The organism is Micromonospora sp. NPDC051141 (genome assembly GCF_044455765.1).
In the GTDB taxonomy this organism is placed as follows: Bacteria; Actinomycetota; Actinomycetes; order Mycobacteriales; family Micromonosporaceae; genus Micromonospora.
The window spans coordinates 371,506-397,636 of sequence record NZ_JBITFD010000001.1 but is presented as its reverse complement, the minus strand read 5'-3'; the positions used below and the strand labels follow the sequence as shown (position 1 = coordinate 397,636).

Genomic DNA, 26,131 nt, shown 5'->3' with positions numbered 1-26,131 from the left:
GGCGGTCAAGACGTCTCCAGCTCGCGGTCGATCAGGTCGAAGATGTTCTCGGTGGTGGCCGACTCCAGGTCGCCGTCGTCGGCGGTCGTCTCCCGTGCGGTCAGCCGGTCCAGCAGGCTGTGCAGCCGCTCGGTGATGCCGCGGAACGCCTCGTCGTCCGGGTCGAGCCCGGCCAGCGCCGCCTCCAGCCGGTCGAGGTCCCGGCCGACACCGCCGGTGGTGTCGGTCGCGCCGTCGGGCACGGCGATCCGGGTGGCGAGGTGGGCGGCGAGCGCGGCCGGCGTCGGGTTGTCGAAGACCAGCGTGGCCGGCAGTCGCAGCCCGGTGGCCGCGCCGAGCCGGTTGCGCAGCTCGACGGCGGTGAGCGAGTCGAAGCCGAGTTCCCGGAACGCACGGTCCGGTTCCACCCCGGCCGGGTCGCCGACGCCGAGCACCACGGCGACGTGCGCCAGCACCAGGTCGCGCAGCGCCCGTTCGCGTTTCTCGCCGGACAGGCCGCGCAGCGTCTCCGCGTACGCCGGGCCGCCGGCCGCCTCGGTGACCGTGCCGCGCCGCGTGCCGGTGCGGACCAGCGCGGTGAGCAGCGGATGGACCGGGCCGCCGGCGCCCTGCGTGCTGATCTTCGCGGGCATCAGCGTGGGTCGTTCGGAACGCCAGGTGGCGTCGAACAGCGCCAGCGCCTCGTGGTCGGTGAGCGCCACCAGCCCGCTGCGTTCCAGCCGCCGCCGGTCGACCGTGCCGAGGTGGCCGGTGATCCCGCTGGCGGTGGCCCAGAGGCCCCAGACCAGGGAGACCGCCGGCAGGCCGGAAGCGCGCCGGTGCTCGGCGAGGGCGTCGAGAAACGCGTTGCCGGCCGCGTAGTTGCCCTGGCCCGGCCCGCCCATCAGGCCGGCGGCGGCCGAGTAGAGCACGAACGCGGTCAGCTCGTGGTCGCGGGTGGCGCGGTGCAGGTTCCAGGCCGCGTCGACCTTGGGGCGCAGCACCGCGGCGAGCCGCTCCGGGGTGAGCTTCTCGACGGTGGCGTCGTCGACGACACCGGCGGTGTGCACCACGGCGCGCAGCGGGTGCCGCTTGTCCACCAGGGACAGCACGTCGTCGACCGCGTCCGGATCGGCCAGGTCGGCGGCGACGAGCTGCACCTCCGCGCCGCCGGCCTTGAGGTCGGCGAGCAGCTCGTCGGCGCCCTCGGCGTCCGGGCCGCGCCGGCTGACCAGCAGCAGGTGCCGGGCGCCGTGCGCGGCGACCAGGTGCCGGCAGAGCAGCGCGCCGAGCGTGCCGGTGGCGCCGGAGACCAGGACGGTGCCGTCGAGCCGGGGCGTCGGCGGGATGGTCAGCGTGAGCTTGCCGACGTGCCGGGCCTGGCTGAGGAAGCGGAACGCCTCGGGCGCGCGCCGGACGTCCCAGGTGCGGCGCGGCAGCGGACGCAGCGTGCCGGCGGCGAACAACGCCATCAGCTCCGCCAGCATCCGCCCGACCACGGCCGGGCCGGCCGCCATCAGGTCGAAGCCCTGGTAGCTGACGCCGGGGTGGTCGGCGGCGACCCGGGCCGGATCACGCGGGTCGGTCTTGCCCATCTCGACGAACCGGCCGCCGCTGTCGAGCATCCGCAGCGACGCGTCCACGTACGCGCCGGCGAGCGAGTTGAGCACCACGTCGACGCCACGCCCGGCGCGGCGGGCCCGGAACTCGTCGACGAAGTCCAGGGAGCGGGAGGAGGCGATGTGCGCGTCGTCGAGGCCGGTGGCGCGCAGCACCGGCCACTTGCCGGGGCTGGCCGTGCCGTAGACCTCGGCGCCGAGGTGCCGGGCGATCTGCACGGCGGCCATGCCGACGCCACCGGTGGCGGCGTGCACCAGCACCGACTCGCCGGCGGTGAGCCGGCCCAGCTCGACCAGCCCGTACCAGGCGGTCAGGAAGACCACCGGCACGCCGGCCGCCTCCGCGTACGACCAGCCGTCCGGGATGCGGGTGACCATGCGGTGGTCGGTGACCGCGACGGTGGCGAACGAGCCGGCGAAGATGCCCATCACCCGGTCACCGGGTTTCAGGTCGGTGACGCCGGGGCCGACCTCGCGGACCACGCCGGCGCCCTCGCTGCCGAGCACCTCCTGGCCGGGGACCATGCCGAGCGCCAGCACCACGTCCCGGAAGTTGAGGCCGGAGGCGCGCATCTCGACCGCGACGTGCCCGGCCGGCACCGCGCCGGCCTCGACCGGCACCGGGAGCAGCGCCAGGTTCTCCAGCGTGCCCTTCTCCGTGACGTCGAGCCGCCACGGCTGCCGGTCGTCGGGCGGCGTCAGCACGCCGGTGTCGCGGGCCCGGACCAGTCGGGGCACCCACGCGGCGCCGTCGCGGAGCGCGAGCTGCGGTTCGCCGGACGCGAGCGCGGCGGGCACCGCGTCGGGCGTGGCGACGGCGTCGTCCAGGTCGAGCAGCGTGAACCGACCGGGGTGTTCGGACTGGGCGGAGCGGACCAGCCCCCACACCGCGGCCCCGGCCGGGTCGCGGGGGGCCTCGCCGGGCGCGGCGGCGACCGCGCCCCGGGTGGCGAGCACCAGGCGGGCGGCCTCCAGGCGAGGTTCGGTCAGCCACCGGTGCACCAGCGCGAGCGTGTCGCGGGCGGCGCGGTGGGCGTCCGTGTCCACCCGCTCCGGGTCCGGGCCGGGGCCGCCGCGCAGGTCGACCACGATCTCCGGTACGTCGTCGCCGTTCACGGCGGCGAGCAGCGCGTCCAGGTCGGGGTGGACGGTCACCCGGTGCCCGGCTCCGGTCAGCGCGGCGGTCAGCCCGGCGTGGTCACCGCCGGCCCGGCCGCCGGTCTGTTCCTCGGCGGCCCGGTCCTTGGCGACCGGGTCGGCGAGGTCGGCGTCGGCCGGGTCGGTGCGGTCGCCGGTGAGCAGCGCCCAGCGGGTCGGGGCCGGGGTGTCGGTGGCCGGCAGCGGCGTCCAGTCCAGGTGGAACACGGCGGTGCGGCGCAGCGCGGCGGTGCCGTCGTCCTGACCGGCGGCGACCGGGCGGAACGTCAGCGAGTCGACGGTGGCGACCGGTCGGCCGGCCGGGTCGGCGAGCGTGACGGCGACCGTGTCCGGTCCGAGCGAGCGGATCGTCACCCGCAGCCGGGTGGCGCCGTGGGCGTGCAGCGTGACCGCGCGGAGCGTGAACGGCAGCCAGCCGCTGCCGGCCTCGGCGGGCGTGCCGAGCAGCGCGGTCGGGCCGGTGGCGTGCAGGGCCGCGTCGAACAGCGCCGGGTGCAGGCCGAACCGGGACGCGTCGGCGGCCTGCGCCTCGGGCAGCGCCACCTCGGCGTACACCTCGTCGCCGTGACGCCAGACGCGGTGCAGGCAGCGGAACGCGGGACCGTAGGTGAGGCCTGCCTCGGCGGTGCGGGCGTACCAGGCGTCGAGGTCCGCGTCGACCTCGACGGCACCGGCCGGCGGCCACTCCTCCGGCCCGGGTTCGGGTTCGGGAAGCTGCGGCAGCAGCAGACCCTCGGCGTGCCGGGTCCAGTCGGCGTCGTCGTCGGCGGGCCGGGAGTGCAGCGTGACGGCCCGTTCGCCGGCGTCGCCGGGCGCGCCGACGCGCACCTGCACCTGGACGGCGCCGGTGGCGGGCAGCACGAGCGGGCTGATCAGGGTGAGGTCGCCGACCTGGCCGGCGTCCACCTCGTCGCCGGCCCGGATCACCATGTCGGCGAGCGCGGTGCCGGGGACGACGACGGTCCGGCCGACGACGTGGTCGGCGAGCCACGGGTGGGTACGCGTGGACAACCGCCCGGTGAGCACCACGGTCCGGTCGTCGGCGACCGGCAGCGCGGCGCTGAGCAGCGGGTGCCCGGCGTCCTGGAGGCCGGCGGAGGCGACGTCGTGGGTGGGCCGGGCGGTGGTGGTGAGCCAGTACCGCTTCCGGTCGAACGCGTACGTGGGCAGGTCGACGGTGGTCGCGGGGGCGAGGACGCGGGTCAGGTCGACGGGCAGGCCGATGGTGTGCGCGACCGCGAGGCTGGTCAACAGCCGGGTCGGATCGTCGTCACCACGGCGCAGCGTGGACAGGGTGTGTCCGGTGGTGTCGGTGTCGTCGAGGATCGCCGTCACCGGCATCGTCAACACCGGATGCGCCGACACCTCCACGAACGTGCGGTGCCCGGCCCCGATGGCGGTCCGCACCGCCTGCTCGAACCGCACCGGCTGCCGCAGATTCGTGAACCAGTACCCGCCGTCCATACCCTGCGGGTCGGCCCAGTCCCCCGTCACCGTCGACACCATCCGAACCTGACCCGGCCGCGGGTCCAGCCCCGCCAGGTCCGCGAGCATCCGCTCCCGGATCCGCTCCACCACCGGGTTGTGCGAGGCGTAGTTGAACGGCACCGGCTTCGCCCGCACCCCCTCGCCCTCCCACCGCCGACGCAACTCCGCCAACGTGTCCGGCGGACCCGACACCACCACATGACCCGGACCGTTGAACACCGCCACCACCGTGCCGGGCACACCCTCGATCCGCGCCTGCACCTCATCGGCGGGCAGATCCACCGCCAACATCCCGCCCGAACCCGCCAACGCGGACAGCGACCGCGCCCGCAGAATCACCGCCTTCGCCGCATCATCGAGCGACAGCACCCCGGCCACACACGCAGCCGCCATCTCACCCTGCGAATGACCGATCACCAACGACGGCTCCACCCCGGCGGCCCGCCACACCTCGGCCAAACACACACCCACCGCGAACAACACCGGCTGCAACACCTCCACCCGGTCCAACCAGGCGTCGTCCTCCCCGGTCAACACCGACACCAGATCCACGTCCAGCAACGGCGCAAACGCCCGCTGACACTCCGCAAGACGCACATCGAACGGCCCACACCGACCCACCAGACCAGCCGCCATCCGCACCGACTGACCACCCTGACCCGGAAACACGAACACCGGACCCGGCCCGTGCTCGACGACCGAACCCGACACCACGTTTCCCGTCGGGGCGCCCGACGCGAGCGCGTCCAGCGCCGTCAGCAGCTCGTCGCCGGTGGCGCCGACCACTGCGGCGCGGTGCTCGAACGTCGAGCGGGTGGTGGCGAGGGACCAGGCCACCGCCGCCGGATCGAGCTGCCCGCCGACGCGCAGGTGGGCGGCGAGCCGGGCGGCCTGCGCGGCGACGCCGGACCGGGTACGGGCCGACACCGGCCACAGCCGGACATCGGCGTCCACCAGGCCCGGGGCGGTGGGCACCGGCCGCGCGTCGGGCTCGTCGGCCTGTTCGATGACGACGTGGGCGTTGGTGCCGGAGATGCCGAACGACGACACCGCCGCCCGACGCGGCCGGTCCACCGCCGGCCACTCCCGCGCCTCGGTCACCAACTCCACCGCGCCGGCCGACCAGTCGATGTGCGGCGACGGCGCGTCCACGTGCAGCGTCGGCGGCACCACGCCGTGCCGCATCGCGAGGACCATCTTGATGATCCCGGCGACGCCGGCGGCGGCCTGGGTGTGGCCGATGTTCGACTTGATCGAGCCGAGCAGCAGCGGCGTCTCCCGCTCCTGCCCGTACGTGGCCAGCAACGCCTGGGCCTCGATCGGGTCACCGAGCGTGGTGCCGGTGCCGTGCGCCTCCACCACGTCCACGTCCGACGTGGACAGCCCCGCGTCCGCCAACGCGGCCCGGATCACCCGCTGCTGCGACGGACCGTTCGGCGCGGTCAGCCCGTTCGACGCGCCGTCCTGGTTGATCGCGCTGCCGCGCACCACGGCGAGCACCGGGTGACCGTTGCGGCGGGCCTCGGAGAGCCGTTCCAGCAGCAGCACGCCGACGCCCTCGCCCCAGCCGGTGCCGTCGGCGGCGGCGGCGAACGCCTTGATCCGGCCGTCGGCGGCCAGTCCACGCTGGCGAGAGAACTCGACGAACAGCCCGGGTGTCGCCATCACGGTCACGCCGCCGGTGAGCGCCAGGTCGCACTCGCCGCGGCGCAGCGCCTGCACGGCCAGGTGGAACGCGACGAGCGAGGACGAGCAGCCGGTGTCCACGGACACGGCCGGTCCTTCCAGGCCCAGCGCGTACGACACCCGGCCGGACACCACGCTTGCCGCGTTGTCGGTGCCGCCGAAGCTCTCGTCCGGGGCGACCAGCACCAACGCGCGGTAGTCCTGCCCGTTGGTGCCGGCGAACACGCCGGTCCGGGAGCCGCGCAGCGATTCCGGCACCACGCCGGCCCGCTCGATCGCCTCCCAGGACGCCTCCAGCAGCAGCCGCTGCTGCGGGTCCATGGCGGCGGCCTCGCGCGGCGAGATGCCGAAGAACACCGGGTCGAAGTGGCCGGCGTCGGGCACGAACGCGCCCTGGTCGGTGTAGGTGGTGCCGGCCGACGCCGCCGCCGGGTCGACGAGCGTGTCCGGATCCCAGCCCCGGTCGGTTGGGAAGTCGCCGACCGTGTCCACGCCGTCGGCGACGATCCGCCACAACGCGTCCGGGTCGCTGACGCCGCCGGGGAAGCGGCAGGCCATCGCCACCACGGCCACCGGCTCCTCGCCGGAGGCGACGGTGGTGACCGGGGTCCCGGTGGGCGCCGGGTCGGCGCCGAGCAGCATGTCCCGCAGCAGCCGGGCCAGCGCCACCGGCGTGGGGTGGTCGAAGACCAGCGTGGTCGGCAGCGGCTGGCCGGTGGCGGTGACCAGCCGGTTGCGCAGCTCCACCGCGGTCAGCGAGTCGAAGCCGAGGTCCCGGAACGCGGTGGTGGCCGGAATCGCGGCGGCGTCGGCGTGGCCGAGCACGTCGGCGGCGAGTTCCCGGACCAGGTCGGCGAGCGTCTCCTCGCGGCGGGCCGGATCCAGGCCGGCGAGCCGGGCCCGCAGCGTCGCCGCCGGTCCGTCGTCGGCGTCGCCGTCGGCCGGCGCGCCGCCGTCGAGCGCGACCTTCGCCTCCGGTACGCCCTCCAGCAGCGGCCGACGCCGGGCGGACGCGTACGCGGGCGCGAACCGGGACCAGTCCACGTCGGCGACCGTGAGCGTCACGTCGTCGTGGTCGAGGGCCTGCCGCAGCGCGCTCATCGCGACGTCGGCGTCCATCGGCGGCACGCCCCGGCGGCGCAGCGCCCGGTCGGAGTCGGCCACGTGCATGCCGCCCTCGCCCCACGAACCCCAGGCGATGGCGGTGCCGGCCAGCCCGTCGGCGCGTCGCCGCTGGGCCAGCGTGTCCAGGTAGGCGTTGCCGGCCGCGTACCCGGCCTGTCCGGCGCTGCCCCAGGTGGCGGCGATGGACGAGTAGACGACGAACGCGTCCAGCTCGTCGTCGGCGAGCAGGTCGTGCAGGTGGGCCGCGCCGGCCACCTTGCCGGCGGTCACCTCGGCCAGTTCGGCGGCGGTGACGGCGTCCAGCGGGGTGGTCTGCGGCAGGCCGGCGGTGTGCAGGACGGCGCGGATCGGCGGCCCCTCGGCGCGCAGCCGGTCGAGCAGCGCGGCGACGGCGGCCCGGTCGGCGAGGTCGCAGGCGGCGACCGTGACGCGGGCACCCCGCTCGCGCAGCTCGGCGGCCAGTTCGGCCGCGCCGGGCGCGTCGGGGCCGCGCCGGCTGACCAGCGCCACGTGTGCGGCGCCGGCGTCGGCGAGCCAGCGGGCGGCCCGCGCCCCGAGTCCGCCGGTGCCGCCGGTGACCAGCACGGTGCCGGTGGGCGTGAAGTGGCGTACCGGGGGGCGGTCGCCGATCGGCGCGCGGACCAGGCGGCGGCGCAGGACGCCGGGGCCGCGCACGGCGAGTTCGTCCTCGCCGGCCGGCGCGGCGAGCAGCGCGGCGAGTCGGCCGGCGGCGCGTGCGTCGGGCTCGGCGGGCAGGTCGATGAGGCCACCCCAGCGGTGCGGGGCCTCCACACCGGCCACCCGGCCCAGCCCCCAGACCGCGCCCTGGACCGGGTCGGTGCCCCGGTCGTACGCGGTGGCGGCCACCGCGTTGCGGGTCACCAGCCACAGCGGCGCGGCCAGACCGGTGTCGCCGAGCGCCTGGGTGAGCGCGAGCGTGGCGGCCAGGCCGGGCAGGAGCGGGTCCGCGTCGGTGGCGGGCGCCCAGGACAGCAGCGAGACCACCCCGCCGACGTCGACGCGGCCGGTGCCGGCCTCGGTGACGCCGGCATCGGTGACGTCGGCATCCGTGACGTCGGCATCCGTGACGCCGGCACCTGTGACGTCGGTGAGCGCGGCGGCGAGTGCGGGCCGGTCGGCGTCGGGTGTCACGGTCAGCGGGCGCACGTCGGCGCCGGCGGCGGTGAGCGCGTCGCGGACGGCGGCCACCGCCGGGTCGTCGTCCAGGCCGGTCGGCACCGCCAGCAGCCAGGTGCCGCCGAGCGCGGCGACGGCCGGTTCGGGGGCGGCCTGCCACTCGATCCGGTAGCGCCAGCCGTCGAGCTGGTCGTGCTGCTGCTGCCGGCGTCGCCAGCCGGCGAGCACGGGCAGCAGCGCCCGCAGCGACTCGGCTGCCTCGGCGTCGTCGACGGCCAGGGTGTCGCGCAGCGCGTCCAGGTCGGCGCGGTCGACGGCGTCCCAGAACCGGTGGTCGAGCAGGGCGGCGCCGGCGGCCGGGGCGGCCGGCTCGTCGGCGGGCACCCAGTAGTGCTGCCGCTGGAACGGGTAGGTGGGCAGGTCGACCAGGCGACCGGGCCGGCCGGCGAACGCGGGCTGCCAGTCCACCGTCGCGCCGGCGACGTGCAGCGCCGCTACGGACCGGTGGAACCGGTCCAGGCCGCCCTCGTCCCGGCGCAGGCTGCCGGTGACCGTGGCGGCGCCGGGTCCGGCGGCGGCCTCGGCGCTGTCCTGCACCGCCATGGTGAGCACCGGGTGCGCGCTGACCTCGACAAACGTGCGGTAGCCGGCACCGACGAGGGACCGGACCGCGTCGTCGAACTGGACCGTCTGGCGCAGGTTGCGGTACCAGTAGTCGGCGTCGAGGCCGGCGGTGTCCAGCCAGTCGCCGGTGACGGTGGAGCGGAACCGGACCGTGCCGCTGCGCGGGGTCACGTCGGCGAGCCGGGCCAGGAGCTGGTCGCGGAGCGGCTCCACGTGCGCGGAGTGCGAGGCGTAGTCCACCGGCACCCGGCGTACCCGGACGTCCCGGGCCTCGTAGTGGGCGACCAGCTCGTCCAGCGCGGCGACGTCGCCGGAGACCACCACCGCGGTCGGGCCGTTGACCGCCGCGAGGGAGATCCGGCCGGCCCAGCGGGTGATCGTCTCGGTCGCCTCGTCGGCGGTGGTCGCCACGGACACCATGCCGCCGTCGCCGGCCAGCTCCGCGATGACCCGGCTGCGCAGCGCCACCACGGCGGCGGCGTCGTCCAGGGTCAGGCCGCCGGCGACGTACGCGGCGGCGATCTCGCCCTGCGAGTGGCCGATCACCGCGGACGGCTGCACGCCGTAGGACTGCCACAGCGCGGCCAGGGACACGCCGACCGCGAACAGCGCCGGCTGCACCACGTCCACCCGGTCCAGCGACGGCGCGTCCGGCGCGCCGCGCAGCACGTCGAGCAGCGACCAGTCGACGTACGGGCGCAGCGCCTCGGCGCAGGCGGTGAGCTTCTCCGCGAACACCGGCGCGGTGTCGAGCAGCCCGGCGGCCATGCCGATCCACTGCGAGCCCTGGCCGGGGAAGACGAACGCGACCTCGCCGGGCTGAGCGGCGGCGCCGGTGACCAGCGGCGGGGCGGACCGGTCGTCGGCGAGCGCGTCCAGCGCGGCGGTCAGCTCGTCCCGGTCGGCGGCGAGCACCACGGCGCGGTGCTCCAGCGGCGACCGGGACACCACCGACGTCCAGGCCACGTCGGCGGGCGCGAGGCCCGGCTCGGTGGCGAGCCGCCGGGACCAGCGTTCGGCCTGCTGGCGCAGCGCGGTACGGGTGCGGCCGGTGAGCAGCACCGGTCCGGTCCGGTCGGCCGGCGTGGCCGGGGCCGCCGGTTCCTCGGCGGGTTGTTCCAGGATGATGTGGGTGTTGGTGCCGCTCATGCCGAACGAGGAGACGGCGGCCCGGCGGGGCCGGTCCACGGCCGGCCACGGCGTCGGCTCGGTGACCAGCCGGACCGCGCCGGCGGTCCAGTCGACGTGCGGGGTGGGCTCGTCGACGTGCAGCGTGGCCGGGACGATCCCGTGCCGCATGGCGTGGATCATCTTGATGATCCCGGCGATGCCGGCGGCGGCCTGGGCGTGCCCGAGGTTCGACTTGATCGAGCCGAGCAGCAGCGGCCGGTCGGCGGGCCGGTCCTGCCCGTACGTGGCGAGCAGCGCCTGCGCCTCGATCGGGTCACCCAGCGTGGTGCCGGTGCCGTGTGCCTCCACCACGTCGACCAGGTCGGGGGTGAGCTTCGCGCCGGCCAGCGCGGCCCGGATGACACGCTGCTGGGACGGGCCGTTGGGGGCGGTCAGGCCGTTCGACGCGCCGTCCTGGTTGACCGCCGAGCTGCGGATGACGGCCAGCACCGGGTGGCCGTTGCGGCGGGCGTCGCTGAGCCGTTCCAGCAGCAGCACGCCGACGCCCTCGGCCCAGCCGGTGCCGTCGGCGGCGGCGGCGAACGACTTGCACCGGCCGTCGGCGGCCAGCCCGCGCTGCCGGGAGAACTCCACGAACGGGCCGGGGGTGGCCATCACGGTGGCGCCGCCGGCCACCGCCAGCCCACACTCGCGTTCCCGCAGCGCCTGACAGGCGAGGTGCACCGCGACCGACGAGGAGGAGCAGGCGGTGTCCACGGTGATCGCCGGGCCCTCCAGCCCGAACGTGTAGGCGAGCCGGCCGGAGACCACGCTGGCGGCGGTGCCGGTGAGCACGTACCCCTCGGCGTTCGGCGCGCGGTGCAGCACGGCGGCGTAGTCCTGGCCGGACGTGCCGACGAAGACGCCGGTGCGGCTGCCGCGCAGCGACAGCGGGGCCAGGCCGGCGCGTTCGAACAGCTCCCAGGTGACCTCCAGCAGCAGCCGCTGCTGTGGGTCCATGGCGACCGCCTCGCGGGGCGAGACGCCGAACAGCGCGGCGTCGAACTGCCCGGCGTCGGCGAGGAACCCGCCGGCCGCGGTGTAGGAGGTGCCGGCGTTCTCCGGGTCGGGGTGGTGCAGCAGGTCGAGGTTCCAGCCCCGGTCGGCGGGGAAGTCGCCGATGGCGTCGCCGCCGTCCGCGACGAACCGCCACAGCTCCTCCGGCGAGCTGATCCCGCCGGGGTAGCGGCAGCTCATCGCCACCACCGCCACCGGCTCGGACTCCTCGGCGGTGACCTCGCGCAGCCGCTGGCGGGTCTGGTGCAGCTCGGTGACGACCCGGGTCAGATACTCCCGGAGCCGTGCCTCGTCCCCGGCCGGTCCGGTGGTGCCCACTGCCGTGTCCGCCATGGTGGATTCCGCTCCCTGGTGTGCCACGCGTGCCTCAGGACAACCCGAGATCGCGGTCGAGAAGGTCGAAGAGCTCCTGGTTGCTGGCCGTCCGCAGCCGGTCGGCCACGTCCTCGCCCGGTTCCGCCGGCTCGTCGGCGCCGAGCCGTTCCAGCAGCCGGTGCAGCCGCATGGTGATCCGCACCCGGCCGAGGTCGTCGCGCTCCCGCAGGGTGAGCGCCTCCTCCAGCCGGTCCAGTTCCTCCACGGTGGGCAGTTCCCGCTCCGAGGACTCGTCGACGAGCTGCGCGCGCAGGTGCTCGGCGAGGGCCTGCGGGGTCGGGTAGTCGAACACCACCGAGCTGGCCGGCGCGAGGCCGGTGAGCCGGGCCAGCCGGCCGCGCAGCTCCACCGCGGTCAGCGAGTCGAACCCGAGGTCCCGGAACGGCCGGTCGGCCTCCAGGGCGTACGGGCTGTCGTGGCCGATCACCTCGGCGGCGGCAGTGCGGATCAGGTCGACCAGCAGCCGGTTCTGTTCGGCGGCGGTCAGGTCGGCGAGGCGCTTGCGCAGCTCCGCGAGCGTCTCCGCGCCGCCGGTGTCGGCCGGGTCGGCGCCGGCGGGCGGGGCCGCCACCTCGGGCAGGTCGCCGATCAGCGGTCGGGGGCGGGCGGCGGCGAAGACCGGGGCGAAGCGCGCCCAGTCCACGTCGGCGACGGTGAGCACCGGGTCGTCGCCGGAGATCGCGGCGCGCAGCGCGGCCATCGCCGGTTCCCGGTCGAGCAGCGTGACGCCGCGCCGGCTCATCGCGGTCGCGTGGTCGGCGTCGACCATGCCGCCGCCGGCCCACGGTCCCCAGTTGACCGACACCACGCGCGCCGGCCCGGCCGGGCGGGACTGCGCCCAGGCGTCCAGGAACGCGTTGGCGGCGGCGTACGCGCCGTGGTCGCCGACGCCCCACGCGGCGGCGATGGAGGAGAAGTAGACGACCAGTTCCAGGGCCGCCGGGTCGAGCAGTTCGTCGAGGTGGCGCGCGCCGGCGGTCTTGCCGGAGACCACGTCGGCGAGTTCGTCGGTGGTGACCGCGCGCACCGGGTTGAGGCGGCCGACGCCGGCGGCGTGCACCACCGCGCGGACCGTTTCGCCGTCGGCGCGCAGCCCGTCGACGAGCGCGGCGACGGCGGCGCGGTCGGCCAGGTCGCAGGCGAGCACCCGGGCCCGCGCGCCGAGGTCGGCCAGCTCGGCCACCGTCTCGGCGACGCCGGGGGCGTCCGGGCCGCGCCGGCTGACCAGGATCAGCGTGCGGGCGCCGTGCCGGGCGAGCCAGCCGGCGGCGTACCGGCCGATGGCGCCGGTGCCACCGGTGATGAGCACGGTGGCCGGGGCCGTCCAGGCCGGGGCGTCCGGCCGGGCCGGGCGGGGCGCCCGGACGAGTCGGCGCAGGTGCACGCCGGCCGGGCGGACCGCGAGCTGGTCCTCGCCGTCGGCGTTGGTCAGCGCCCGCAGCAGGTGCTCCCCGGTGGCGGCGTCGAGGTCGGCCGGCAGGTCGAGCAGGCCACCGGCGTGCGCCGGGTGTTCCAGCGCGGTGACCAGCCCGAGGCCCCAGGTGGTGGCCTGCTCCGGCCGGGCGAGCGGGTCACCGGTGCCGGTGCTGACCGCCTGCCGGGTGAGCAGCCACAGCGGCCCGGTCGGCGCGACGTCGGTGACGGCCTGGACCAGCGCGAGGTTGCCGGTGAGGCCGGCCGGCACCCCCGGGTACACCGGGTGCGGGCGCTCGTCCAGCGCCAGCAGCGACACGATCCGGCCCGGCCCGTCCGGCAGGTCACCGGCCAGGTCGGCGCGGGTGACGGTGGCCGGGTCGACGGTGAGCGTCCGCACCGTGCCGCCGTGGGCGGCGAGCAGTTCGGCGATCCGCTCCGCCGGGTCGGTCGCCGCGTCGCCGGGCGTCACGAGCAGCCAGTCCCCGCTGGCGGGGCCGGCGGTGAGCTGCCGTCGCGGCCAGGTGATCCGGTAGCGCCAGCCGTCGGCGACCGCGTCGGCGCGACGCCGCTGGTGCCAGTCGGCGAGCGTGGGGAGCTGGTCGCGCAGCGGCCGGTCCGGGTCCACGCCGAAGCGGGTCGCCAGGGCGTCGCCGTCGCCGGCGGTGACGACCTGCCAGAACGCGTCGTCGGCGGGGTCGGCGGCGGTCGGCGCGGCGACGCCAACCAGCTCGCCGTCGGCGACCGGCCAGAAGCGCTGGTGGCGGAACGGGTAGGTGGGCAGCGCGACCGGGTCGGCGTCGGGCAACAGCGCCGCCCAGTCCACCGGCGTGCCGTGGCAGTGCAGCCGGGCCAGCGCGCCGAGCAGCGTGGCGACCTCGTCCCGGCCGGGGCGTTGCACGCCGGTGACAAGCGGTCCGCCGTCCGGCAACAGGTCGGCGGCGAGCGCGGTGAGCACCGTGTCCGGGCCCACCTCCAGCAGCGTGCCGACGCCCAGGTCGCGCAGGTGGGTGACGGTGTCGCCGAAACGCACCGCCTCCCGGACGTGCCGCACCCAGTAGTCGGGGGTGCGGATCAGGTCGGCGTCGGCGACCCGACCGGTCAGGTTGGACACCAGCGGCACGACCGGCGCGGCGTAGTGCAGGCCGGCGGCGACCGAGGCGAACTCGGCCAGCATCGGCTCCATCAGCGGGCTGTGGAACGCGTGGCTGACGGTGAGCCGCTTGGTGCGTACGCCGAGGGTGGTGAAGTGGTCGGCGAGCGCGGACAGCGCCTCGTCGGCGCCGGCGACCACGACGGCGGCCGGTCCGTTCACGGCGGCGACGGCGGCCCGGTCGGCGTGCCCGGCGAGCGCGTCGGTCACCTCGGCCTCCCCGGCGGCGACGGCGAGCATCCCGCCGCCGGCCGGCAGCGCCTGCATGAGCCGACCGCGCTGGCCGACGAGCGTGCAGGCGTCCGGCAGCGAGAGCACGCCGGCGACGTGCGCGGCGGTGATCTCGCCGACGGAGTGCCCGGCGACCAGGTCGGGGCGGACGCCCCAGTGGGCGAGTTGCCGGTGCAGCGCCACCTCGACGGCGAACAGCCCGGCCTGGGTGAACGCGGTCTGGTCGAGCAGCGCGGCCTCGGCGCTGCCGTCGGGCGCGAACAGTACGCTCTTCAGCGGGCGGGGCAGGTACGCGTCGAGGTGCTGACAGACCTCGTCGAGCGTCTCGGCGAACGCGGGCAGCGCCTGGTACAGCTCGCGGCCCATGCCGGTGTGCTGCGCGCCCTGGCCGGAGAAGAGCATGGCGAGCGTGCCGGGCGTGGCCACGCCCCGCCGCACGGCGGGGTGGCTCTCCCCCGCCGCCAGCGCGCGCAGCGCGGCCTGCCGGGTGTCCGGGTCGGCGGCCAGCAGCACCGCGCGGTGCCGCAGGTGGGAGCGGGCGGTGGCGAGGGTCCGCGCGACCGCGGCGGCCTCGTCGTCGAGGTCCGTCGCGGCCAGCCGGGCGGCCTGCGCGCGCAGGCTCTCGTCGTCGGCGGCGGAGAGCGGCCAGGGCAGCAGCGGCAGCGCCGCTCGGGGCGCGGTGTGGTCCGGCTCGGCCGGGGCGTCGTCGGCGGGCGGGGCCGCTTCCAGGACGACGTGGGCGTTGGTGCCGCTGACGCCGAACGCGGACACCGCCGCGCGGCGCGGCCGGTCCGTCTCCGGCCAGGGCCGGGCCTCGGTGAGCAGCGCCACGCCGCCGTCGGACCAGTCGACGTGCGGGGTGGGCTCGTCCACGTGCAGCGTGGGCGGGAGCTGGCCGTGCTGGAGCGCCAGCACCATCTTGATCACGCCGGAGACACCGGCGGCGGCCTGGGTGTGACCGATGTTCGACTTGACGGAGCCGAGCAGCAGCGGACGGTCCGCGGGGCGGTCCTGCCCGTACGTGGCGAGCAGCGCCTGCGCCTCGATCGGGTCGCCGAGGCGGGTGCCGGTGCCGTGCCCGTCGACCGCGTCCACGTCGGCCGGGGTGAGCCCGGCGTTCGCCAGGGCCTGCCGGATGACCCGCTGCTGGGCGGGGCCGTTCGGGGCGGTCAGGCCGTTGCTCGCGCCGTCCTGGTTGACGGCGGAGCCGCGCACCACGGCCAGCACCCGGCGGCCGTCGCGGCGGGCGTCGGAGAGCCGTTGCAGCAGCACCAGGCCGGCGCCCTCGCCCCAGCCGGTGCCGTCGGCGGAGCCGGCGAACGACTTGCACCGGCCGTCGGCGGCGAGGCCGCGTTGCCGGGCGAACTCCAGGAACGGCCCGGGGGTGGCCATCACGGTGACGCCGCCGGCCATCGCGAGGTCGCACTCGCCGGCGCGCAGCGCCTGCACCGCGAGGTGCAGCGCGACCAGCGACGACGAGCAGGCGGTGTCCACGGTGACGGCGGGGCCCTGCAACCCGAACGTGTAGGACAGCCGGCCGGAGACCACGGCGGCGGCGTTGCCGGTGGCCTGGTAGCCCTCGGTGTCGGCGCGGGCGGCCATCAGCAGCGTGGCGTAGTCCTGCCCGTTGGTGCCGACGAACACGCCGGTGCTGCTCTCCCGCATGTCGGCCGGGGCCAGGCCGGCGCGTTCGAACAGCTCCCAGCCGGTCTCCAGCAGCAGCCGCTGCTGCGGGTCCATCACCAGCGCCTCGCGGGGCGAGATGCCGAACAGGCCGGCGTCGAAGCCGCCGACGTCGGTGACGAAGCCGCCCTCCCGGGCGTACGAGGTGCCGGGCGTGTCCGGGTCGGGGTCGTAGATGGCGTCGAGGTCCCAGCCCCGGTCGGCGGGGAACGGGCCGATCGCGTCGCGTCCCTCGGCGACCAGTCGCCAGAACTCCTCGGGGCTGTCCACGCCGCCCGGGTAGCGGCAGCTCATCGCCACCACGGCGATCGGTTCGTCGAGTGCGGCGACGGCCCGGGTGGGCGCGGGCGCCGCGTCGGTGACGCCGAGGATCCGGTCGGCGAGCCAGCCGGCGAGCAGCGCCGGGGTGGGCCGGTCGAAGACCAGCGTGGCGGGCAGCCGCAGCCCGACCGCCTCGGCGATCCGGTTGCGCATCTCGACCGCGCTGAGCGAGTCGAAGCCGATGTCGCGGAACGGCCGGTCCGCGCCGACCGCCTCGGCGGAGGCGTGGCCGAGCACGGCGGCGGCGTTGCTCCGCACCAGTTCGAGCAGGGCACGACGGCGGTCCGGCTCGGCCAGGCCGGCGAGCCGGCCGCGCAGCGGCGACGCCTCGGCCGGTTCGTCGTCGCCGCGGGTGGCGGCGAGCAGGCGGGCCACCTCGGGCAGGTCCTCGATCAGCGGGCGCGGGCGGGCCAGCGCGTACGTCTGGTGGAACCGGTCCCAGGCGATGTCCGCGACGGCGAGCGTGACCTCGTCGGTGGCGAGCGCCCGGGCCAGCACGGCGACGGCCAGGTCGGGGCGCATCGGCCGGACGCCGGAGCGGAACATCTGGTCGGCGGCGCCCTCGGTGTCCATCATGCCGCCGCCGTCCCAGGCGCCCCAGGCGACGGCCGTGGCGGGCCGGCCGCGTCGGCGGCGGTCCTCGGCGAGCGCGTCGAGGAACGCGTTGCCGGCGGCGTAGCCGCCCTGGAGGCCGCCGCCCCAGACGCCCGCGCCGGAGGAGAAGAGCACGAACGCGGCGACGTCGTCGCCGAACGTCCGGTCGAGGTTGACCGCGCCGGCCACCTTGGCGTGCAGGCCGTCGGCGAGCGCGGCCAGGTCGGTGCCGTCGAGCGGGCCGGCGTGCGCGACGCCGGCGGCGTGGAAGACCGCGTCGACGCGGACGTCCTGCCCGGCGAGGCGGTCGACCAGGTCGCGCAGCGAGTCGGGGTCGGCGACGTCGCAGGCGGCCACCGTGACACGGGCGCCGAGCGCGGTCAGTTCCGCCTCCAGTTCGGCCGCGCCGGGGGTGGCCGGGCCCTGCCGACCGGTGAGCACGAGATGCTCCGCGCCGTCGGTGGCCAGCCAGCGGGCCACGTGCGCGCCGAGCGAGCCGAGGCCGCCGGTGACCAGGACCGTGCCGGCGGGTCGCCAGCCGGTGGTCTCGGGCGGGGTGTCGCCGCCGGCGCGGGCGAGCCGGCGGCCGAACAGCCCGGAGGGGCGGACCGCGAGCTGGTCCTCGTGTCCGACGCCGGCCAGCACGACGGCGAGCCGGCCCCGGGCGCGGCGGTCCAGGACGGCCGGCAGGTCGACCAGGCCGCCCCAGCGGTCCGGGTGTTCCAGCGCGGCGACCCGGCCGAGGCCCCAGACCAGGGCCTGCGCGGGGTGGTCGAGCGGGTCGGCCCGACCGGTGGTGACCGCGCCCCGGGTGGCGCACCACAGCGGCACGGCGCAGCCGACGTCGCCGAGCGCCTGGACGAGCGCGAGCGTGCCGGCGAGCCCGGCGGGCACGACCGGGCGGTCCGGGTGGCCGGTCTCGTCCAGCGCGAGCAGGGACAGCACGCCGGTGAGCGCGTCGGTGTCGAGGCCGGCGAGCTGCCCGGCGAGGGCCGCCCGGTCGGGGTCGTCGACGGTGACCGGCACGACGCCGGCACCGGCCTCGCCGAGGGCGGCGACGACCTGACCGACGAGCGGGTCACCGGCGTACGCGGCGGGGGCGACGAGCAGCCAGGTGCCGGTGAGCCGGGCGGATGTCGCGGCGGTGAGCGGCGTCCAGCGCACCCGGTACCGCCAGGCGTCCACGGTGGACTCGTCGCGGCGGCGTTGCCGCCACTCGGTGAGCAGCGGCAGCGCCTCGCCGAGCGCCCGGGCGGCGCCGCCGTCGACGTCGAGCGTGGCGGCGAGCGCGTCCGCGTCGGCGCGTTCGACGGCGTCCCAGAACTGCCTGTCGGCCTGGTCCTCGACGGTCGCGACCGGGCCGGTGCGGACCGGCGACTCGGGCCAGTAGCGCTGCCGGTGGAACGCGTACGTGGGCAGCGGCACGGGCGCGGCGGCGCTGACGCCGCAGACCGCGGCCCAGTCCACGCCGACTCCGTGGGTGTGCAGCTCGGCGAGCGCGGTGAGCACGCGCGGCCAGCCGCCGGCGTCGCGGCGCAGCGTGTTCACCACGGCGGCGTCGTGTTCGGCGGCGTCGATGGTCTCCTGCATGCCGAAGCTGAGCACCGGGTGCGGGCCGACCTCCAGGAACACCTGGTGGCCGTCGGCGAGCAGGGTGCGTACGGCCTGCTCGAAGTTCACCGTCTGGCGCAGGTTGCGGTACCAGTAGTCGGCGTCGAGCGTGGTGGTGTCGGTGGGCTGGCCGGTGAGCGCGGAGTAGAACGGCACCTCGGCGGGGCGGGCGGTGATCCCGGCCAGGCTGGCCAGGAGCCGGTCGGCGACCGGTTCGACGTGTGGCGAGTGGGAGGCGTAGTCGACGTCGAGCGGGCGGACCCGCACGTCGTCGGCGGCGCAGGCGGCGACCAGCTCGGCGAGCGCGTCCGGGTCGCCGGCGACCACCACCGAGCCGGGTCCGTTGACCACCGCCAGGCAGAGCCGGCCGGGCCAGCGGTCGAGCATCCGTTCTACCCGCTCGGCGGGCAGGCCGACGGAGGCCATGCCGCCCTTGCCGGCGATGTCGGCGAGCACCTGGCTGCGCAGCGCCACGATCCGGGCGGCGTCCTCGAGGGAGAGCGCGCCGGCCACGCAGGCGGCGGCGATCTCGCCCTGGGAGTGCCCGACCACGGCGCCGGGCCGGACGCCGAGGGAGCGCCAGAGCCGGGCCAGTGAGACCATGACGGCCCAGAGCGCGGGCTGGACGACGCCGGAGGCGACAAGCGGCGGCGCGCCGTCGGCGCCGCGCAGCACGTCGGTCAGCGACCAGTCGACCCAGGGCGTGAGGACGGCCTCGCACTCGGCGATGGACGCGGCGAAGACGGGCGAGGTGTCCAGCAGGTCGACGGCCATGCCGGGCCAGTGGCCGCCGTGGCCGGAGAAGACGAAGACGGGCGCCGGGTTGCGCAGCGCGGTGCCGGTGACCACGGTGGGCACGGTCTCGCCGTCGGCCAGCGCGGTGAGGCCGCGGGTCAGTTCGTCGGCGTCCCGGCCGAGCACGACGGCGCGGTACGGGAAGGCCGCCCGGCTGCTGGTCAGCGCGTGGGCCACCTCGGCGGGCGCGAACTCGGGGTACGCGGCGAGGTGGGCGCGCAACCGGGCCGCCTGGTCGGGCAGCGCGGCCCGGTCGGCGGCGGAGAGCACGAACGGGATCACGCCGGCGTCGACGGCGGCGCCGGGCCGGAACTCGGCCGGGGCGGCGGGCGCGGGGGCGTGTTCCAGGATGACGTGGGCGTTGGTGCCGGAGATCCCGAACGACGACACCGCCGCGCGGCGGGGCCGGTCCCGGTCGGGCCACGGCGTCGCGGCGGTGGCGAGAGTGATCGCCCCGGCCGTCCAGTCGACGTGCGGCGACGGCTCGTCCACGTGCAACGTCGGCGGAACGATGCCGTGGCGCATGGCGAGAACCATCTTGATGATCCCGGCGACGCCGGCCGCCGCCTGGGTGTGGCCGATGTTCGACTTCACCGACCCGAGCAGCAGCGGCGTCTCCCGGTCCTGCCCGTACGTGGCCAGCAGCGCCTGCGCCTCGATCGGGTCACCGAGCGTGGTGCCGGTGCCGTGCGCCTCCACCGCGTCCACGTCCGACGTGGTCAGTCGCGCGTTGGCCAGGGCCTGCCGGATCACCCGCTGCTGCGACGGACCGTTCGGCGCGGTCAGGCCGTTCGACGCGCCGTCCTGGTTGACCGCGCTGCCCCGCACGACGGCCAGGACGCGGCGGCCCTCGCGTTGCGCGTCGGCGAGTCGCTGCACCAGCAGCACGCCGGTGCCCTCGCCCCAGCCGGTGCCGTCGGCAGCGGCGGCGAACGACTTGCAGCGACCGTCCGGGGACAGACCGCGCTGGCGGGAGAACTCGATGAACGTGCCCGGCGTGGCCATCACCGTCACGCCACCGGCCAGGGCCAGGTCGCACTCCCCGGACCGCAGCGCCTGCACCGCCAGGTGCAACGCGACGAGCGACGACGAGCAGGCCGTGTCGACGGTGACGGCCGGGCCTTCCAGGCCGAACGAGTAGGCGACGCGGCCGGAGAGCACGCTGGCCGAGGTGCCGGTGCCGATGTAGCCCTCCACCTCGGCGGGCAGCTCCATCAGGCGGGACGCGTAGTCGTGGTACATGACGCCCGCGAACACGCCGGTCCGCGAGCCGCGCAGCCCGGCCGGGTCGAGGCCGGCGGACTCGAACGCCTCCCACGACGTCTCCAGCAGCAGCCGCTGCTGCGGGTCCATGGCCAGGGCCTCACGTGGCGAGATGCCGAAGAAGCCGGGGTCGAACTCGGGCGCGCCGTAGAGGAAGCCGCCGTGTCGGGTGTACGAGGTGCCGCTGTGGTCCGGGTCGCTGTCGAACAGCGACTCCAGGTCCCAGCCGCGGTCGGCCGGGAACTCGGAGATGCCGTCCCCGCCGGTGGCGAGCAGTTCCCAGAGTTGCTCCGGGTTCTCCACCCCGCCGGGGTAGCGGCAGGCCATGCCGACGATCGCCACCGGCTCGTCCAGCCCGGTCGTGGTGGCCGCCTCCGGGGCGCCTGTGGTGTCGGTGCGGGCGCCGGCCAGTTCGGCGTACACCTGGCCGGCCAGGATCTGCGGCGTCGGGTAGTCGAACACCAGCGTGGACGGCAGCCGCAGCCCGGTGGCCGCGTTGACCCGGTTGCGCAGGTCCACCGCGGTCAGCGAGTCGAAGCCCAGTTCCCGGAACGCCCGGTCGGCCGGCACCGCGTCCGCGCCGCCGTGCCCGAGCACCTGGGCCACCAGGCCACGGATCAGCGCGTCGATCTGGTCGCGGGCCTCCTGCGGGTCGAGGCCGGCGAGGCGGTCGGCCCAGTTGCCCCGGCCGGCCTGGCGGCGGGTGGTGACCGGGCCGAGCAGCGCCCGCAGCAGCGACGGCACCCGGCCGCCGACGATCTGGGCCCGCATCGCGGGTACGTCGATGACGGCCGGCACAAGCGTGGCCCGCCCGGCGGCGAGTGCGGTGTCGAACAGTTCCAGGCCGACCTCGGGGCTCATCGCGCCCAGGCCGGCGCGGGTGGAGCGGGCCCGGTCGACGTCGGACTGGGCGGCGGCCATGCCGTCGGTGTCCCACATGCCCCAGGCCAGGCTGACCGCCGGCAGTCCGTCCTGCCGGCGCTGGACGGCGAGCGCGTCGAGCACACCGTTCGCGGCGGCGTACGCGGCCTGGCCGGGTGAGCCGAGCACCCCGGCGACGGACGAGAACAACACGAACAGGTCCAGGTCGAGATGCCGGGTGGCCTCGTGCAACCACCACGCCGCCGTCGCCTTCGGCGCGAGCACGTTCGCCAACCGCTCCGCGCTGATCGACGACACCACCCCGTCGTCCAACACCCCCGCCGTGTGCACCACCCCGGCGAGCCGACCCTCCACCCCCGCCACCAGACCCGCGACCTGATCCCGATCGGTCACGTCACACGCCACCACCGACACCGACGCACCCAGCCCGGACAACCGCTCCACCAGCGCGTCCGCACCCGGCGCGGCCGGACCCTGCCGCGACACCAACACCAGCGACCGCACCCCGTGCGCGGTGACCAGATGTGCCGCCACCAGGGCGCCGAGCGAGCCGGTGCCGCCGGTCACCAACACCGTCCCGGCACCGACGCCCCGGCTTCGGTCGGGGTCACCGGCCGCCACGGCGTCGGCCACCGGGGCGGATGTCGTCTCCGCCGCCGGGAGCGCGGCCCGGACCAGGCGCGGCGTCAGCACCGCGTCGCCGCGTACCGCCACCTGCCCACCCGTCGCCGACAGGTCACCCAGCACACCGGCCAACACCGACAGCACCTCGCCGTCGACGTCCCGATCCAGATCGGCCAACACGATCCGCTCCGGATGCTCCGACTGCGCCGACCGCACCAACCCCCACACCGCCGCACCCGCCAGATCCGTCACCCGATCCGCGTCCACCGCCGCCACCGCACCCCGGGTCACCACCACCAACCGCGACTCGGCCAACGACTCCGCCGCCAACCACCCCTGCACCACCGCCAGCACGTCCGACGCAGTCACCCGCACCGCGTCAGGCACCTCCACGTCGAACGACCCGACCACCGGCAACACCAGCGTGCGCGGCACCCCCTCCCCCGCGTCGACCACCGCCGACACATCCGGGAACGACGGCAGCCCGTCGACGGACGCGCCGAGCACCGCCCAACCGGCGAGGTCGTCGCCGGCCGGCACCGGCTCCGGCTGCCAGGACACGTCGAACAGGGACCGGGCCGCCGCACCGGGCGCGGTCAGGCCGGTCATCTCGCGCAGGACCAGGGAGTCCACCGACACGACAGGCGCGCCGGCGTCGTCGGCGGCGACCAGGCGCACCGCAGCGCCGTCGCGGGCGAGCCGCACCCGCAGCGCGGTCGCGCCGACGGCGTGCACCTGCACGCCCTCGAACGCGAACGGCACCCGGGGACCCCCGCCGTCAGCGGCGAGCAGCAGGCCGATCGGGTGCAGCGCGGCGTCCAGCAGCGCCGGGTGCACCGCGAAGCCGGTGCCGGTGACGTCCTCGGGGAGCACGACCTCGGCGTACACCTCGCCGTCACCGGTCCAGGCGCGACGCAGGCCCCGGAACGCCGGCCCGTACGCCAGGCCGTGTTCGGCCAGGGTGTCGTACCAGCCGGTCAGGTCGACCTCGGTGGCGGTGGTCGGCGGCCAGGCCGGCAGGCCGGGCTCGTCGGCGACGGCCGCTTCGAGCACGCCATCGGCGTGCCGCACCCAGCCGGCCTCCGGGTCGTCCTCGGCCTGGGCGTGCACGGTCACCGCACGGGCGCCCGCCTCGTCGGCCGGGCCGACCCGCACCTGCACCCGCACGCCACCGGCGGCGGGCAGCAGCAGCGGCGCGGCGATGGCCAGCTCGCGCAGCCGGGACACACCGACCTCGTCACCGGCCCGGACCACCAACTCGACAAGCGCCGCCCCGGGCAGCACCACCACGTCGCCGACCTGGTGGTCGACCAGCCAGGGGTGGGTGCCGGCGGAGAGCCGGCCGGTGAGCAGCACCATGTCCTCGCCGGCCACGGAGACGGCGGCGCCGAGCAGCGGATGCCCGGCCGCGCCGAGACCGGCGCCGGAGACGTCGGCGAGCCGGCCGACCGGTTCCAGCCAGTACCGCTCGTGGTGGAACGCGTACGTGGGCAGGTCGACCGGGCGGGCGCCGGCGTCGGCGAGTAAGGCGTCCCAGTCGACGGTCAGGCCGGCGGTGTGCAGCCGGGCCAGCGCCTCCAGCACGGCGCGGGGCTCGGGGCGGTCCTTGCGCACCAGCGGCACCAGCACGGCCGCCGGGTCGGCGAGGGCGCCCTCGGCCATCGCGGTGAGCACGCCGCTGGGCCCGAGTTCGACGTACGTGCCGACGCCCGCCTCGGCGAGCCGGTCGACCGCGTCGGCGAAGCGCACCGCCTCGCGGACGTGCCGCACCCAGTAGTCGGCGGTGGTGATCTCGTCGGCTTCGGCGATGCGGCCGGTCAGGTTCGACACGATCGGCACGGTGGGCGGGGCGTAGTCGAGGCCGGCGGCGACCGAGGCGAACTCGGCGAGCATCGGTTCCATCAGGGCGCTGTGGAACGCGTGGCTGACCCGCAGCCGGTGGGTGGGCGTACCCCGGTCGGCCCAGTGCGCGGCGAGCGCGTCGATCGCCTCGGCGTCGCCGGAGACCACCACCGCGGCGGGCCCGTTGACGGCGGCGATGCCGACTCGTCCGGTCACGTCGGCCAGCGACGCGGTCACGTCGGCCTCACCGGCGGCCACGGCGAGCATCGCGCCGCCGGCGGGCAGCGCCTGCATGAGCCGGCCCCGCGCGGCGACCAGCCGGGCGGCGTGCGCCAGCGACAGCACGCCGGCGACGTGCGCGGCGGCCAGCTCACCGATCGAGTGGCCGACGAGGTAGTCCGGGGTCAGCCCGAACGAGCGGGCCAGCCGGTGCAGCGCCACCTCGACGGCGAAGAGGCCGGCCTGGGTGAACCGGGTCTGGTCCAGCAGGTCGCCGGCTTCGAACAGCACCGGCTTGAGCGGTTGCGGCAGCAGCGGGTCGAGGTGCGCGCAGACCTCGTCCAGCGCGGCGGCGAACACCGGGAACGCGTCGTACAGGTCGCGGCCCATGCCGGCGCGTTGCGCGCCCTGACCGGAGAAGAGGAACGCGACCCGGCCGCGCGGCCCGACGGCGCCGGTGACCACGGTCGGGGTGGGTTCGCCGTCGGCGAGCGCGCGCAGCCCCGCGAGCAGTTCGTCGCGGTCGGCGGCGAGCACCACGGCCCGCGCGTCCAGGTTGGCGCGGCGGCGGGCGGCGGCGGCCCAGTCGACCGGCCGGGCGTCGGCGGCCACGTGGTCGGCCCAGCGGCGGGCCTGCGCGGCGAGCGCCTCGGGGTCGCGGGCGGAGAGCAGCACCGGCGAAAGCGGCGGCGGCGTGCCGGGCGTCGACTCGGGCTCGTCGACGGCCGGCGGCTGCTCGACGATGACGTGCGCGTTGGTGCCGCTGATGCCGAACGACGACACCGCCGCCCGCCGGGGCCGGTCGGACTCCGGCCAGGGCCGCGCCTCGGTGAGCAGGGTGACCGCGCCGGCCGACCAGTCGATGTGCGGGGACGGCTCGTCCACGTGCAGCGTGCGGGGCAGCACGCCATGCCGCATCGCCTGGACCATCTTGATGATGCCGGCGGCGCCGGCCGCGGCCTGGGTGTGGCCCAGGTTCGACTTGACCGAGCCCAGCCAGAGCGGGTCGCGCCCGTCGCGGTCCTGCCCGTACGTGGCGAGCAGCGCCTGCGCCTCGATCGGGTCACCCAGCGTGGTGCCGGTGCCGTGCGCCTCCACCACGTCCACGTCGGCCGGGGACAGCCGCGCGTTGGCGAGGGCCTGCCGGATGACGCGTTCCTGGCTGGGGCCGTTCGGGGTGGTGAGGCCGCTGCTGGCGCCGTCCTGGTTGACCGCGCTGCCCCGGATGACGCCGTGGATGCGGCGGCCGTCGCGTTGCGCGTCGGAGAGGCGTTGCAGCAGCAGCATGCCGACGCCCTCGGCCCAGCCGGTGCCGTCGGCGGCGGCGGCGAACGACTTGCACCGCCCGTCGGCGGCCAGCCCGCGCTGCCGGGAGAACTCGGCGAACACGCCGGGGGTGGAGAGCACGGTGACACCACCGGCCAGGGCCAGGTCGCAGTCGCGCTGGCGCAGCGCCTGCACGGCGAGGTGCACGGCGACCAGCGACGACGAGCACGCGGTGTCGATGGTGACGGCCGGGCCCTCCAGCCCGAACGTGTACGCGACCCGCCCGGACACCACGCTGCCGGAGTTGCCGGTGCCGAGGTAGCCCTCCACGCCCTCCGGCAGGTCCAGCACCCGGGACGCGTAGTCGTGGTACATCACGCCGGCGAACACGCCGGTCCGGCTGCCGCGCAGCCGGTGCGCGTCCAGCCCGGCGGACTCGAACGCCTCCCAGGTGCTCTCCAGCAGCAGCCGCTGCTGCGGGTCCATGGCGAGCGCCTCGCGCGGCGAGATGCCGAAGAACGCCGGGTCGAACTCGGTGGCCTCGTAGAGGAAGCCACCCTTGTCGGTGTACGACGTGCCCGGGTTGTCCGGGTCGACGGAGAAGAGCCGCTCCAGGTCCCAGCCCCGGTCGGTCGGGAAGTCGCCCACCCCGTCGCGACCGTCGGCGACGAGCTGCCACAGCTCGTCCGGGCCGTGCACGCCGCCCGGGTAGCGGCACGCCATGCCCACGATGGCCATCGGCTCGCGGTCCTTGGCCTCCACCTCGCGGACGCGCCGCCGCGCCTCGCGCAGGTCGGTGGTGGCGCGGCGGAGGTAGTCGAGGAACTCTGCCTCAGTGGGCATCGGGGCGCTCCGT

General features: G+C 76.5%; 2 protein-coding genes. Both read right to left on the bottom strand.

Annotated elements, in window-relative coordinates:
* Window positions 1-5: 5 nt before the first annotated feature.
* On the bottom strand, window positions 6-11,336 hold the full coding sequence (locus ACIA6B_RS01425) for a type I polyketide synthase (protein WP_396769812.1): 11,331 nt from the start codon (window positions 11,334-11,336) through the stop codon (window positions 6-8).
* 34 nt (window positions 11,337-11,370) lie between these two features.
* Complete coding sequence (locus ACIA6B_RS01420) at window positions 11,371-26,118, bottom strand: type I polyketide synthase (RefSeq protein ID WP_396769810.1); 14,748 nt, start codon at window positions 26,116-26,118, stop codon at window positions 11,371-11,373.
* Window positions 26,119-26,131 lie beyond the last annotated feature (13 nt).